A 12686-nucleotide genomic window follows, 5' to 3' on the forward strand; every position below is an offset into this window, starting at 1 on the left:
TATAACGGTTTCTATCTGCCGAAAAGCTAGAGTGGCTCACTCAGCAGTCACCAGTTCTGCCGGTAGCGCTTCCCACCCTTGTCCCTTGCGTACCAGTAGCGGGGGGTCAACGGTGAGATCAAGGATACTCGACATTTGCTGTCCGGGGGGGTCGCCGGTATCAATCATTAAATCCACCCGTTTGTCAAAGGCATCGAAGAGATCTGCGGTATTCACGTAATACGTCTCGTCGTCAGGCAGTCGTGCTGAGGTGGAAATAATCGGATTCCCCAAGGCGGTCAACAGCGCTTGGCTCACAACGTGGTCAGGTACGCGAATCCCCGTGGTTTTGCGTTTGGGATTTTGGACAAGGCGGGGCACCAGTTTGGTAGCGGGGAGCAAAAAGGTGTAGGGGCCTGGGATCAGGCGACGCATGAGGCGATAAGCGGCATCGCTGACATAGGCATACTGGGCAATGTTGGAGAGGGAAGAGCACAAAAAAGTGACGGGTTTATCGTTGGAGAGTTGCTTGAGTTGGCGTACCCGTTGCACCGCTCCTTTGTGGTTCATGTCGCAGCCAATGGCATAGACGGTATCCGTGGGGTAGAGCATGACTGCCCCTTCCTTGAGAGCCTCAACAATTTGGGCGATCGTGCGGGGCTGGGGGTTAACCGGATGAAGCTCAAAAATCGCTGCCATTCAAAGATCCGCAAGGGCACTGCCGCTATAACGTAGTTTTAGTTTAACGGCAATAGCACGGGCGAATGCACCTCGTCTAGTGTTTTGAGCTAAGTGTCCGTTTCGGGGAGCCAACTCTGGGTCAAAAAGGGGATAAGGGCAGGTTTCAGGAAAAGTGCTCAGCGGTAAACCCGTTTGCGCTGCTGCTTGGCGGCGAGCGCGCTCATAGCTTATGGCAAGTTGGCTGGCTGGATAATCCCGCAAGCTCGGACTATCAGCTATAGTCAGCTCAATTTGAGTGCGGGCATCCGTGATCGCATCCAACCCACTATCAGAGCGGTGCTGGGGTTGATATTGCCACTTTAAGAGGTGTAGCAACAGACGAGTTAACTGGCTATTGATGGCGCGCCGTTCACTTTTGCCCAAGTCCTCTACCTCAGCAATGAGATGGGGCAGATCCAACTCTTGCCATCGTCCTTCTCGCAATAATGCCACTGTTTCTGCAATCCACGCACTGTAATCTTGATCGTACTGCTGCTTCATTGTTCCTAGATAAGGCGTGCCAGCATGATTCTTAGATGCAATTTTCAGAATAGCGGAACTACAAGACGGTACTCGCGGTCTTTAGCTCTAGCACTATGTAGAGTACAGTACACTAGATTGGGTTAGTGGATGGTTCTCAATGAAAAACTCCTTGCGCTATCTCCTGTTTGGCTTGGGTGTGGGGTTGGCGATCGCCCTTGTGCCCCGTTTACCTGTTTTGCACTCTCCCGATATGGTCATGGCGCAGGGAACCAGTCAAACCATTTCCCCCCAAGGGCTGGCGAACCACCTCAAGAAAATCAATGCCAAGATGTACGGTGCCTACTGGTGTCCCGCTTGCATGAAGCAAAAAGAACTCTTTGGCAGCGCTTTCAAAAGTATCAACTATATTGAGTGCGATGCGCGCGGTACCAATGGCCAGCCAGAACTGTGCAAACAGGCCAATATCCGTGCCTACCCCACATGGGAAATCAACGGTAAACGCTATGAGGGGGTCTATCCCCTAGAGGGTCTAGCTCAGCTTTCGGGGTATCAGGGGCGCTAATGCTCTTGAAGCCTAAAAACTCTTTATGAGGAGAGAACTTGGCACCAATTTTTATCGTCGGTTGTCAATTGATTGTCTTGTTGTTTATCATCAAAAAGTAGTAGGGCATTTGCGCTAGTCAGCGATCAAAGGTAATTAAGTCATTCTTGTGATTAGGATCACGGGAAAAACGTGCTTTCGATCACCAGTTAACGATATGTTGCCTTTTATGATGCAGGTATGTTAGAACCTCTCAGTTGTGCCCCTGAATTCCAGCACGGTCGGTAGCGGCGTGGCTTAGGAGCGCATATTCCCCATGAATACTTGGATAAAGGCAAACGACTACCAACTGATTTACGACCACTTGCTGGAATGTGTGCAGCACGAGAGTCCGCAGCAAGTCATTGAGCGGTTTCGTGCCCTTTTTCTCATGGGCTATACCTATCCCGATCGCCAGATTCAAGAGGCGATGGATCGGATTGTGACGGGGGCACGGGTGGCAGATAATTTTCGTCCCTTTATGAACCGCTGCTGCCACATTTTGATTAACCGCTGGCAGTCGCGTCCTTTGCTCCAAGGGGCAGTTCCCGAATTTCTGGCTATGCTGCAAACGCCTGTGGCGATGCCGGCGGGGGGTCTGAGCCGGGCACCGATTGTGCGTAAGCTGCGGCTGCTCCTGAAGGATTATTTAGAGAGTGAAGCCTTTCAGAAGCTCCAGCGCATGGTGCAATTTCTGCAAGAAGATGCCCAAGACGTTTCACAGATTCAGCAAAATAGCGATCGCCCCCTTGCTACCTTAATTCGCCGCTATCCCTATCTCTATAACCACTGCTTGGTGGGCGATGACACGACACCCGAAGACCTGCGCTACATTCAAGACTTTCAGCAAAAGGCCACTCAGCAGTTTGAAATGAACCTGAGTCAATACCTCACGAGTGAGTTTCGCCGTGCTCAGGGGCATAACAATATCCCACTGGTGAAAAATCCCACGTTGCTCTCTGCTGAGGAAGTCAGAACCTCGATTCAACACTTTGTCGGTAAGGTGGATGGCCGACACACCTATCGCGACTTGGCCAGTCAATTTGGACAGCGGCTGCAACGCCTGAAATCCACCCGCGACTTTCGGGATGCCTTCTTCCACTACTTGACGGACACCACAGCGGATGTGGGGCGGGGTCGCTTTCGCCAGCGCTTTTACCAGTATTTGGAAACGCTGCCCCTCTTTCAGCAGCCACAACCTCTGAATGAATTTACGATTGTGCGCACCTGTAGCCAAACCCTCAACTACTTAGTGGTGGATAGCGCCCAAAATCCTAACCATCTGGTTTTTGTTGACTTGCTCAATACCATCGGCACAGCGGCAACGATTGGCTTATTGCTCAAGGTTGTGCTCCTCAGCAAGAAAGTAAAACCCTACCTTGAAAAACGCTTTGCGATCCTGTTTAACCACTATCAGTCCTTTAGTCGCGGCAAGGTACGCTGGCTGGTGAATTGCCTAGAGTATTTTAATATCGCCCATGTCACCCACTTTGGTAAGTTGGATTTTTCCTTCTTTGCCCGCTGGTAGGTGACTCTATTCCAAGTCCTCAGCCAAGACCTTGGCGATCGCCACCTGAGATTGTTGGCGAAATTGACTGACATCCACTCGTTTCAGAAGTAAGACAGCGGCCAGCATTCCCAGCATCGGCAGACAAAAGACAAAGCCATAGGCGAGGATCGGCACGCCAAACAGTTGACGCCCAATATCAAGGGCCGTTCCGCCGACAACAGTCGCTGATCCCCGGGCAATGGCCTGCGCTAAGCCCCAAGCGCCAATAAATGTCCCCGCTGTTTCCGCCGCCGTTAAGTCCAGCATGAGACTGAGGGCACCCGTTGTTGTCACCCCAGCGGCAATGCCAAAGAGAAAGAGTTGCAACTGAAAGAGCCACACCTGCTGCGTGACGCCTGAGATGATCAAGAGCAAGAACATCAAGGCCACCCCCCAACAGCCATAGGTGGTGGTGCGGATCTTGCCGAGGCGGGGCACAATCAAAAATCCGGTGAAACTTAGACCCACAAGGGTACCCATGCCCCAGTAGGCATTCAAGCGGGTGGTTTCGGCGATCGTCATGCCAAAAACTTCACCGCCAAAGGGTTCCAGAATCGGTTCCTGAATAAATAAACTCAGGGTCATCAGGACAAGGAAGAGAAAAAAGCGCCACGTTTGGGAGTTGGCCGTGAGAATTTTCAGGGCGCGACCAAGGGTAATGTTTTCCGGGTTGTCACAGGCACGACTGCGCACACGGTAGCGGGAATACTTGGCCTCAACCCCCCAGGTGCTGGCGATCGCGAGTGCAAAGACCACTGTCAAAACCACCAAAAAGAGGCGATTCACACTTTGTTGCAGCAGTTCAATGGGGGTGTCTAGCTCCAACTGCCGCAGCAGCACACTACTGAGAATGGCACCGACAACAATGCCCACGGTCAACATGGACCAGACAATGCCCACCAATTTGCCCCGATCTTCCTCTTCGGAGACATCCACGAGCAGGGCAGCAAAGGGGGTCGAGCTACTACTGACACAAATGCCATAGGCGGCAAAGAGCAATCCCAATAGGCCAATCCACCCTTGGGTGACGAGACTCCAGCCCGCTTGATCTAAACTCTGCCCCACCTGCCAGATCACTTGAACAATCGCGTAGGTGACCAACGTAAAGGCCAAAGCCCCACCCCAGACATACCCCGTGCGATGATAGCCGCCAATGGGATGGGCATCGGAGAGCTGGCCAAACCACACGCGCACCGGTGAGACAAATTGATGCATGGCGATCGTCAGCGTCACCAATGTGGCCGGCACCGCCAGTTCCTTAATCAGGATGCGGTTGAGTACTCCCAACACCAGAATCGACATCATGCCCAGTGCCATCTGAAACAGACCTAGGCGAAACATCACCCACAGGGGCAGCGGCGGGGGTGCAGCGGCAGAACGAGTGGCCATACCTCACTCAACTCACATCACTGATAGAAGATGATAAATGATTTTCAGGGCAAATTTAGATTGCCATCAAGAAGGAAATCGTCAATGATACAACTAGGGCAATCAGTGTCAAAAAGAGCGATCGCTTCAAAGATTCCGTATAAGCAGACATGGGTGGCATCACCTCATCAGTAGGATGTTTTGTGCTGTGTCCAATCGATGGGAAAAGGGCTGTATTGTGTTAAGTTGTAGTCTTTTATTGTACTGCCTTTTTCTGGGGGTCAAAACCCGACAGGGCAGGCATCCATTACATCAGGACGTATCACATCAATGGGGATCAACCTACGCTCACCATTATTCATTGTTTTACTCACAATTGTCATCGACCGTTTGGGTGAGAGTCTGATTTTCCCCATTTTGCCCTTCCTTGTGGAGCGATTTAACTTTGATGCCTTGAGCTTGACGCTGTTATTTTCTGCCTTTGCCGCTGCCCAATTCATTGCTGCTCCCCTTTTGGGTGCCCTCTCGGATCACTGGGGACGTCGCCCGGTGTTGCTGATTTGCATTGCCGGCACGGCTCTGTCCTACATTCTCTTTGCTGTGGCAACGGTGCCTTGGCTGCTCTTTGTCTCGCGGATTATTGATGGCCTCACGGGGGGCGTGGTTTCAACGGCTCAGGCCTATATTGCCGACACCTCCGCTCCAGCAGATCGGGCTAAGAACTTTGGTTTAACGGGGGCAGCCTTTGGCATTGGCTTCATTTTTGGGCCGGCCATTGGCGGCAGTCTAGCAGCCATTGATCTCAAGTTGCCGATTTGGTTTGCCGCTGTTTTGGCACTGGTCAATGTGGTGTTGGCCTACTTCATCTTGCCGGAGTCATTGCCCGCAGCCCAGCGATCGCCCCTGACCCTAAAGAGCTTTGCCTTGCAGCAACAGTGGTTGGAGCTATTCAATCAACGCACCCTCCAAGCCTTACTCATGGCCTTCTTTATTTTCAACTTTGCCTTTGCTGGCTTTACCAGTATCTTCGTCCTCTTCTTGAAGCGGCAATTGAGTTGGGGACCTGCCCAAGCGGGGATCATTTTTGTGATTATTGGCGTGGTGAGTACGATTGTGCAGGCGGGCTTGATTCGCTCATTGATTCCTCGCTTTGGTGAGCAGCGCTTGAGCTTGGGGGGATTGCTCCTAGTGGCCTTGGCCTTGTTGGGGATTGCCGCTGTTCCCAGTGGGGGCAGTTTCAGCGTGCCGCTCCTCTACAGCTGTGTTGTGGGCTTGGCCTTTGGGGTGGGCATCATGTTGCCCTCCCTGCGAGGGGTGATCTCCAATCGGGTGCGAGATCAAGATCAGGGGAAAATTATTGGCGCTAGCCAATCGCTCCAAAGTGTGGCGGGGATTGCTGGACCGGCATGGGCAGGGTGGGTCTTCGATCGCTGGGGTGGGGTGGCGCCCGCTTGGCAAAGTAGTGTGATGATGGCGATCGCCCTTGGCTTTTTGGCGCTGGGATTGGGCAAGCCCAAGGATGCGACCCCTAGCACTCTCTAAGCAAAATATGTCAAACTGCTAAGCAAAGACCTTTATTCGCCCATTTTTTCAACCTTTGAACCCTCTCGAAGCTCACCTATGATGCGGTTGTCTTTTCCTCAGCCTTCTCGACAGCCCCGTTGGCTCCATGCTTGGCGACGATCGCTCCGCTATCACTATTTGCGCTTGATGCGCTCCCACAGTAGCACTGAGAGTATTGCCCGTGGCCTTGGGGCAGGGGTCTTTGCTGGCATGCTTCCCCTCTTTGGGGGTCAGATGCTCATTGCGGTCAGTGTAGCGCTCCTCGTGCGGGGAAATAAGCCCTTGGCCGCCCTTGCCACTTGGGTGAGCAATCCCTTTACCTATGTGCCCTTGTATTGGTTTAACTTTCAGGTGGGCTGGTGGCTGATGGGGCAGCCTGCCCTATCTTTTGGCGAGTGGCAATCTTGGGAAAAGCTCCTCGAACAGGGGGGGCAAATGGCAACGATTCTGATTTTTGGCAGTGTTTGGGTGGGCGTGATTGCCGGACTCCTCACCTACGCCCTGTGTTTGCGGCTGTTACCCACCCTGCGGCAACGCTTTCGGCGGCGTTCTGCTATGGCTGCTGTAAATTTTCTAAACCGGCCACAACCTTAGCGGATTGCAGGCGATCGCCCTGTTGGATCGTGTCCACCACGTCCATACCATCGGTGACATAGCCAAAGACGGCATAATTGCCATCCAGAAAATCCAGTTGATCAAGGGCAATATAAAACTGGGCTGAGGCCGAATCGGGGAGTTGCGATCGCGCCATGGCCACCGCACCGCGCGTATGATTCAGAACGGGTGAGACTTTGCCCGCTTGGCTATAGGTGGGGGTGTCACTGCCCTGACCAAGAATTTCTAGGGGAATGTAGCGGGGGCGATTGGTCGCGGGGTCAATGAATGAACCCGTGCCGTAGAGTTGCGGCGACACACTGGGGTCTTTGCTCTGGGGATCCCCCCCTTGAACCACAAAGGGTCGGGGTTCACGGACGACGCGGTGAAAAATCGTGCCATCATAGACCCCCCGCTGTACTAAATCCACAAAATTGCCAGCGGTAATCGGGGCAGCATCCCCCTTCACTTGAATCGTAATCGGGCGATCGTTGACTGTCAGTACAATCGTTGCATCGCCATTGAGTCGAGGTAAATTGGCCATAGGGGTTGGGCTTTGTGCTCCTGGAATTGAACTGGTGTCAGCCACTGAGGAGAGTGACGCGCAACTCACCAGCAGAAGCACACCGAGCACCATCACCAACTGTGGCAGAAATCGGGGCAATCTTGTGCCGAACTTCAGGGGTTTCATTGACCAGCCACTCCAAGCTAACCGTTCTATTATGCCGTGCCCTTGCGCCTTAATGACTGCGGGGAAGGGGTTGCTGTGTCGGCTGCTGCCGCAGTTGCACCAAGGGTTCATCGGGGTTCACCAAGTCAATAAAGACCATTTGGCGGGGATCCAAGTACTGAGGTAACTGCTTGAGGCTGGCTAGGGCACTGAGTTGTTTCTTAAATGTGGGACTATGCCACTGCACCACCCCAAGGTGAACCGGCGCGAGGGGGGTTTGGACAATTAGATTCTGTTCATTGCGCCAATCTAAACCCGTAATCGGTAGATCCTGCTGCTGGAGAATCTGGTGAATTTGCTGCCACTGCTGCTGGCGATCGCCATCCACGGCCAATGTCTGCGGGCGCGGCGCATCCTTAACGGGTACAAAATACCCCTGCAACTGGAGTGTGGGCATTGGCTTCACGGCCCTAGCTTGATAGCTACTCAGCGGGGCAACAAATCCGAGACCATCCACCAACCAGCGACTGGCAGGCCCTTGCAGCTGCCCGGTTGCACTCATTACCCAGCATTGATTACAGGTGGCCACTGCGACAGGCTTGCGTTCTTGGACTTCGACAATCAGTGTCGGCGGAAAGAGTTGGCGGGCGATCGTCACCCGTTGCAGAGGCAGCGTCGTTTCTAAGGCATGAATGATCTCCTGTGGCCGCAAACGCAGCAGTGACTCCGGATACTCAAGGGGCAATTGTGCCTGCAACGCTTCCGTTTTCAGCAGTTGATTGCCGCGAATCACCACTTGCTCCGGGCGGCGGATAACCCAGTCCGGCAGCGTCAGTCCCCAAACCAGTCCCCCTGTTAAGGTCAAGAGGACACTGGTACGCCAAAGCCCTGCCAGTTGCCGCCAGCGGCGTTTACTTTGCAATTGGCGGCGCCGTTCCCGAATGGCATCATGAGCCGTTGTCCCCTGAGGAGTGGGATTTACCATGGCCACGGCCTCAGTCTTGAGGAAAATTGGAACTTAGGATCCTGCACGGGCTGTCATTACTTGGTGATAAGATACGCGATGTTGATTGTCCGCTTGACTGCCTCTATCTTAGTAAAGGGTTCGCACCATGCCCCTGAATACATTTGCTCACTGCTCAAGATCATCGCTGCTCCTTGGGGTGTTACTACTGGGGGTACTCCCGCGGGCAGTGTTTGCTCAGAATCAATCTTCTAGCCCCAATGTCCAGATTGTGAATCCCACACCCCCACCCAGCTCCTCAATCTATACCCTTGAGGGGGGCAAGCGCTTGATGGATGAGGCTGCCGCCGCAGTCAATAGCCAAAATTATGCCGTCGCCGCTCGCAAGCTGCTGGAAGCCCGTACGGTGATGAACCAACTCTCGAACTTTTACCAGTCCCTCAACTCTAGCTTTTTGGGGATTGATACTGCGGCTGCCGATAGCAACCGTCGCCGTGCCCTAGAAGCAGCACAACTGCGCGATCAAGCAACTTTTCAACTGGCTTTGGTCTATCGCGCCAATAACCAACCTGAGCTTGCCGTGCCCCTTTTGGTGGAAATTATCCGCAGCCAAAACCCCACCCGTGAACTGGGACAAAAGGCCTATCAGCAATTGCTAGAATTAGGTTTTGTGGATGTGCCCTTTCCGCGTACGGGGGCAATTCCTTCCGGAACGCCTGCGGCGAGTCCACCGCCAGCCACTTCTGCCAATCCCCAACCGCGTCAGTAATTCTTCATGAATGACTCTCTCCTCAGTAATGGCCACGCCCCTCTGTTGCGCCAAGCCACGATCGATCGCCAGACCAAAGAAACTAGCGTTCACGTTGAACTGGTTCTCGATGGCAATGGTCGAGCGGACAATCACACGGGGATTCCCTTTCTCGATCACATGCTGGATCAGCTTTGCTCCCACGGCCTTGTGGATTTGCGGGTGCAGGCCACAGGCGATACCCATATTGACGACCACCACACCAATGAGGATGTGGGCATTACCTTGGGGATGGCACTCGATCAAGCCTTGGGCGATCGCCGGGGGATTCATCGTTTTGGTCACTTTGTGGCGCCCCTTGATGAAAGTTTGGTGGAAGTTGCCCTAGACTTCTCGGGGCGTCCCCACCTTAGCTATGGGTTGCAGATTCCCACGCAGCGGGTGGGCACCTATGATACGCAACTAGTGCGGGAGTTTTTCGTTGCTTTGGTGAACCATAGCCGCATGACGCTGCATATTCGCCAATTGGATGGCATTAATTCCCACCACATTATTGAAGCGACATTCAAAGCCTTTGCCCGTGCCCTACGCATGGCGATCGCCATTGACCCGCGCCGCAGTCAGCAAATTCCCAGTTCTAAGGGTGTGATTCAAGCTTAGGCGTGGACGTGCCCATCGGGCATAATCGCTCCCGTGAGGCGTGCCCCGGTCAGTTTCACTAGGAGGCGATTGCCTTGGCTGATCTTTGCTCCCCGTAAATCGGCACCCCGCAGATCAGCCCCACTCAAGTCAGCACCAATGAGATTGGCCTCTTGCAGGTCCGCATAGCTGAGATCCGCTTGCAGCAAATTGGCGCGAAAGAGATTGGCGTGGCGCAGGTTAGCGCGGTGGAGAATCACCCGATGCAAAAAGGCATCACTGAGATCGGCATAGCTGAGATTGGCATGGCTGAGGTTGCGCCCCTCAAAGTCCTTTTCACTCAGGTTGGCTCCCTGTAAATTCACCCCCGACATATCCTTGTGGGGAGGCGTCGTGCGCGGTGGTTCTGGGGGCGGTGGTGCTGCGGTACGTTGGCGTTGATAGGTGCTGTAGGTGTGGTTGTGGTGTTGACTATAGGTGTGCTGCGTGGTTTGCTGCGGCTCACGGGGCGCATGATAGCTGCGATAGGTGTAGGGATTGGATTGATAGCGTGGGGGTGGCGGCGAGGAACGATAGGTTTGCCGCTGGCTAGCAGTCCGCTGGGAGGTTTGGCTGCCGTGTCGGGCAATATGCTGCCGCAGTTGATCTCGCGCTTCATTAAATTGCTTAATTTTCTCCTGTGCCTTCTCGATTAGTCGTGTGTTGTCCTTCGGGATGCGATCGGGATGCCAAATAAACACCAAATCCCGATAAGCTCGGTTCACTTCCTCGAGGGTTGCCCCCGGCTCCAACTCCAGTACCCGGTAGCAGGTGTCTAAATCGAGCATTTTCTGACGGCTTATCATGGATATTGATGATCTTAACCACGGGACTGCTCACCTAGGGTTGCGAAAGAATGCGTTAGTATGAACTTATGTAAAGACTTTTCACTTTTCCTAGCGGAGGATGGCGATCGGTGAATAAACAATGGCGAAACGCAGGTTTATACGTTCTTCTTGCAATCGTGGTGCTGGCCTTGGCCACTGCCTTCTTTGATCGCCAACCCACGACTAAACAGACATGGCCCTACAGTGAGTTCATCCAACAGGTCGAAAGTAAGCAAATCACCAAAGTCAGTATCACCCCTGACCGCTCCCAAGCTCAAGCTATAACCCAAGATGGCACGCGAGTACTCGTCAATCTTCCCAATGACCCTGAACTCCTTGACATTCTCACAACTAACAATGTGGACATCGCTGTCTTGCCCCAAAGCAACGATGGCTTCTGGTTCCGCGCCCTGAGCAGCTTGCTTGTTCCCATTGGTCTTTTGGTACTGCTCTTTTTCCTACTGCGGCGTGCCCAAGCAGGTCCCGGCAACCAAGCGATGAACTTTGGTAAGTCGCGGGCACGGGTACAGATGGAACCCCAAACCCAAGTGACCTTTAATGATGTGGCTGGGATTGATCAGGCCAAGCTGGAACTGGGCGAGGTCGTGGAATTCCTCAAGTACGCCGATCGCTTTACGGAAGTGGGCGCCAAAATTCCCAAGGGCGTCCTCCTTGTGGGGCCTCCTGGAACGGGTAAAACCCTGCTTGCGCGGGCAGTGGCTGGTGAAGCGGGCGTTCCCTTCTTCTCGATTTCGGGTTCGGAGTTTGTGGAAATGTTTGTGGGGGTGGGTGCCTCACGGGTGCGCGACCTCTTTGAACAAGCTAAAGCCAATGCCCCTTGTATTGTCTTCATTGATGAGATTGATGCCGTTGGTCGCCAGCGCGGTGCCGGTCTGGGCGGTGGCAACGATGAACGGGAGCAAACCCTCAACCAATTGCTGACGGAAATGGATGGCTTTGAGGGGAATACGGGCATCATTATTATTGCCGCGACAAATCGTCCGGATGTTTTAGATGCAGCGCTGTTGCGTCCGGGGCGTTTTGACCGTCAAGTGGTGGTGGATCGTCCTGATTACAAGGGTCGCCTCGATATTCTCAAAGTCCATGCCCGTGGCAAAACCCTCGCTAAGGACGTGGATCTCGACAAAATTGCGCGGCGGACGCCGGGCTTTACCGGTGCGGATCTCGCGAACTTGCTCAATGAAGCGGCCATTCTGGCAGCTCGCCGCAACCTGACTGAAATCTCGATGGATGAGATTAACGATGCCATCGATCGCGTCCTCGCGGGCCCTGAGAAAAAAGACCGCGTCATGAGCGATCGCCGCAAGAAGTTAGTCGCCTACCATGAGGCGGGTCATGCCCTTGTCGGTGCCCTGATGCCCGACTACGATCCTGTCCAAAAAGTGAGCATCATTCCCCGGGGGCGGGCAGGTGGTCTGACTTGGTTTACCCCCAACGAAGATCAGATGGATTCGGGTCTCTATAGCCGTGCCTACCTGCAAAACCAAATGGCTGTTGCCTTGGGGGGTCGCATCGCGGAAGAAATTGTCTTTGGCGAAGATGAGGTGACAACGGGTGCCTCAAACGACCTGCAACAGGTGGCACGGGTGGCGCGGCAAATGGTGACGCGCTTTGGCATGAGCGATCGCCTAGGACCTGTGGCCTTGGGACGGCAAACCGGGAATGTCTTCCTTGGCCGCGACATTATGGCAGAACGGGACTTCTCCGAGGAAACGGCTGCCACCATTGATGACGAAGTGCGCAATCTCGTCGAGCAAGCCTATCGCCGTGCCAAAGAGGTCTTGGTGAACAACCGCCATGTCCTTGACCAAATTGCCCAAGTGCTGATTGAAAAAGAAACGATCGATGCTGAGGAACTCCAAGGCATCTTGGATCGCAACGATGTGAAGATGGCAACGATTCCCTAGGCTTGCCCTTTGCGATCGCCCCAAGGGTCGTGCTA

Annotated in this window: 12 protein-coding genes and 1 pseudogene; 7 read left to right on the top strand and 6 right to left on the bottom strand. The window is 53.8% G+C overall.

Annotation, left to right across the window (positions count from 1 at the left end; genetic code table 11):
• Positions 1 to 36: 36 nt before the first annotated feature.
• Together QYC28_RS07645 and QYC28_RS07650 are read right to left on the bottom strand one after the other, a co-directional pair.
• Positions 37 to 678: an L-threonylcarbamoyladenylate synthase gene (locus QYC28_RS07645; RefSeq protein ID WP_149819665.1), complete on the bottom strand. Its 642-nt coding sequence runs from the start codon at positions 676 to 678 to the stop codon at positions 37 to 39.
• Between the two features lie 89 nt (positions 679 to 767).
• Positions 768 to 1200, bottom strand: a pseudogene (locus tag QYC28_RS07650) (DUF29 domain-containing protein).
• A gap of 139 nt (positions 1201 to 1339) precedes the next feature.
• On the opposite strand from QYC28_RS07650, the gene QYC28_RS07655 reads away from it, so the two are divergent.
• Together QYC28_RS07655 and QYC28_RS07660 are read left to right on the top strand one after the other, a co-directional pair.
• Complete coding sequence (locus QYC28_RS07655; protein ID WP_149819669.1) at positions 1340 to 1744, top strand: hypothetical protein; 405 nt, start codon at positions 1340 to 1342, stop codon at positions 1742 to 1744.
• A 295-nt stretch (positions 1745 to 2039) separates the two neighbouring features.
• Positions 2040 to 3290, top strand: coding sequence for a hypothetical protein (locus tag QYC28_RS07660; RefSeq protein WP_149819672.1), 1251 nt, complete (start codon positions 2040 to 2042; stop codon positions 3288 to 3290).
• Between the two features lie 6 nt (positions 3291 to 3296).
• On the opposite strand, the gene QYC28_RS07665 is transcribed toward QYC28_RS07660, so the two are convergent.
• Entirely contained in the window at positions 3297 to 4700 is a 1404-nt protein-coding gene (locus QYC28_RS07665) for a BCD family MFS transporter (RefSeq protein ID WP_149819674.1), read from the bottom strand.
• 309 nt (positions 4701 to 5009) lie between these two features.
• Here QYC28_RS07665 and QYC28_RS07670 point away from each other — a divergent pair, with 309 nt between their 5' ends.
• Together QYC28_RS07670 and QYC28_RS07675 are read left to right on the top strand one after the other, a co-directional pair.
• Positions 5010 to 6221, top strand: coding sequence for an MFS transporter (locus QYC28_RS07670; RefSeq protein ID WP_286649477.1), 1212 nt, complete (start codon positions 5010 to 5012; stop codon positions 6219 to 6221).
• Between the two features lie 78 nt (positions 6222 to 6299).
• Positions 6300 to 6836 (top strand): DUF2062 domain-containing protein, encoded by a 537-nt coding sequence (locus tag QYC28_RS07675; protein ID WP_286625208.1) that lies wholly within the window; start codon positions 6300 to 6302, stop codon positions 6834 to 6836.
• On the opposite strand, the gene QYC28_RS07680 is transcribed toward QYC28_RS07675, so the two are convergent.
• Both QYC28_RS07680 and QYC28_RS07685 read right to left on the bottom strand, forming a co-directional pair.
• Positions 6796 to 7527, bottom strand: coding sequence for a peptidylprolyl isomerase (locus tag QYC28_RS07680; RefSeq protein ID WP_302679249.1), 732 nt, complete (start codon positions 7525 to 7527; stop codon positions 6796 to 6798). The genes QYC28_RS07675 and QYC28_RS07680 overlap by 41 nt on opposite strands.
• A 49-nt stretch (positions 7528 to 7576) precedes the next feature.
• The gene (locus QYC28_RS07685) at positions 7577 to 8491 is read right to left on the bottom strand and encodes a cell division protein FtsQ/DivIB (RefSeq protein ID WP_286649479.1); all 915 of its coding nucleotides are present in this window, start codon (positions 8489 to 8491) and stop codon (positions 7577 to 7579) included.
• Positions 8492 to 8618: 127 nt separating this feature from the next.
• Between QYC28_RS07685 and QYC28_RS07690 the strand changes: the two genes are divergently transcribed.
• Positions 8619 to 9239, top strand: a complete 621-nt coding sequence (locus QYC28_RS07690) for a hypothetical protein (protein ID WP_206200315.1) — start codon at positions 8619 to 8621, stop codon at positions 9237 to 9239.
• 6 nt (positions 9240 to 9245) lie between these two features.
• The gene (gene hisB, locus QYC28_RS07695; protein ID WP_286625210.1) at positions 9246 to 9878 is read left to right on the top strand and encodes an imidazoleglycerol-phosphate dehydratase HisB; all 633 of its coding nucleotides are present in this window, start codon (positions 9246 to 9248) and stop codon (positions 9876 to 9878) included.
• Here the strand turns inward: hisB and QYC28_RS07700 are convergent.
• Positions 9875 to 10684 (bottom strand): pentapeptide repeat-containing protein, encoded by an 810-nt coding sequence (locus tag QYC28_RS07700; protein WP_286625212.1) that lies wholly within the window; start codon positions 10682 to 10684, stop codon positions 9875 to 9877. The two genes, hisB and QYC28_RS07700, sit on opposite strands and share 4 nt — an antisense overlap.
• A gap of 128 nt (positions 10685 to 10812) precedes the next feature.
• On the opposite strand from QYC28_RS07700, the gene ftsH3 reads away from it, so the two are divergent.
• On the top strand, positions 10813 to 12651 hold the full coding sequence (gene ftsH3 / locus QYC28_RS07705; RefSeq protein WP_149819690.1) for an ATP-dependent zinc metalloprotease FtsH3: 1839 nt from the start codon (positions 10813 to 10815) through the stop codon (positions 12649 to 12651).
• The last annotated feature ends 35 nt before the right edge of the window (positions 12652 to 12686 follow it).

Origin of the sequence: Thermosynechococcus sp. HY596 (genome assembly GCF_030518715.1) — a bacterium.
GTDB lineage: Bacteria > Cyanobacteriota > Cyanobacteriia > Thermosynechococcales > Thermosynechococcaceae > Thermosynechococcus.

Bases quoted from the DNA above. Each gene is read 5' to 3' on its own strand.
- QYC28_RS07680 (WP_302679249.1), bottom strand. From the start codon at position 7,527: ATGAAACCCCTGAAGTTCGGCACAAGATTGCCCCGATTTCTGCCACAG.
- QYC28_RS07700 (WP_286625212.1), bottom strand. From the start codon at position 10,684: ATGCTCGATTTAGACACCTGCTACCGGGTACTGGAGTTGGAGCCGGGG.
- QYC28_RS07660 (WP_149819672.1), top strand. From the start codon at position 2,040: ATGAATACTTGGATAAAGGCAAACGACTACCAACTGATTTACGACCAC.
- QYC28_RS07645 (WP_149819665.1), bottom strand. From the start codon at position 678: ATGGCAGCGATTTTTGAGCTTCATCCGGTTAACCCCCAGCCCCGCACG.
- QYC28_RS07670 (WP_286649477.1), top strand. From the start codon at position 5,010: ATGGGGATCAACCTACGCTCACCATTATTCATTGTTTTACTCACAATT.
- QYC28_RS07655 (WP_149819669.1), top strand. From the start codon at position 1,340: ATGAAAAACTCCTTGCGCTATCTCCTGTTTGGCTTGGGTGTGGGGTTG.
- QYC28_RS07665 (WP_149819674.1), bottom strand. From the start codon at position 4,700: ATGGCCACTCGTTCTGCCGCTGCACCCCCGCCGCTGCCCCTGTGGGTG.
- QYC28_RS07685 (WP_286649479.1), bottom strand. From the start codon at position 8,491: ATGGTAAATCCCACTCCTCAGGGGACAACGGCTCATGATGCCATTCGG.
- QYC28_RS07675 (WP_286625208.1), top strand. From the start codon at position 6,300: ATGATGCGGTTGTCTTTTCCTCAGCCTTCTCGACAGCCCCGTTGGCTC.
- hisB (WP_286625210.1), top strand. From the start codon at position 9,246: ATGAATGACTCTCTCCTCAGTAATGGCCACGCCCCTCTGTTGCGCCAA.
- QYC28_RS07690 (WP_206200315.1), top strand. From the start codon at position 8,619: ATGCCCCTGAATACATTTGCTCACTGCTCAAGATCATCGCTGCTCCTT.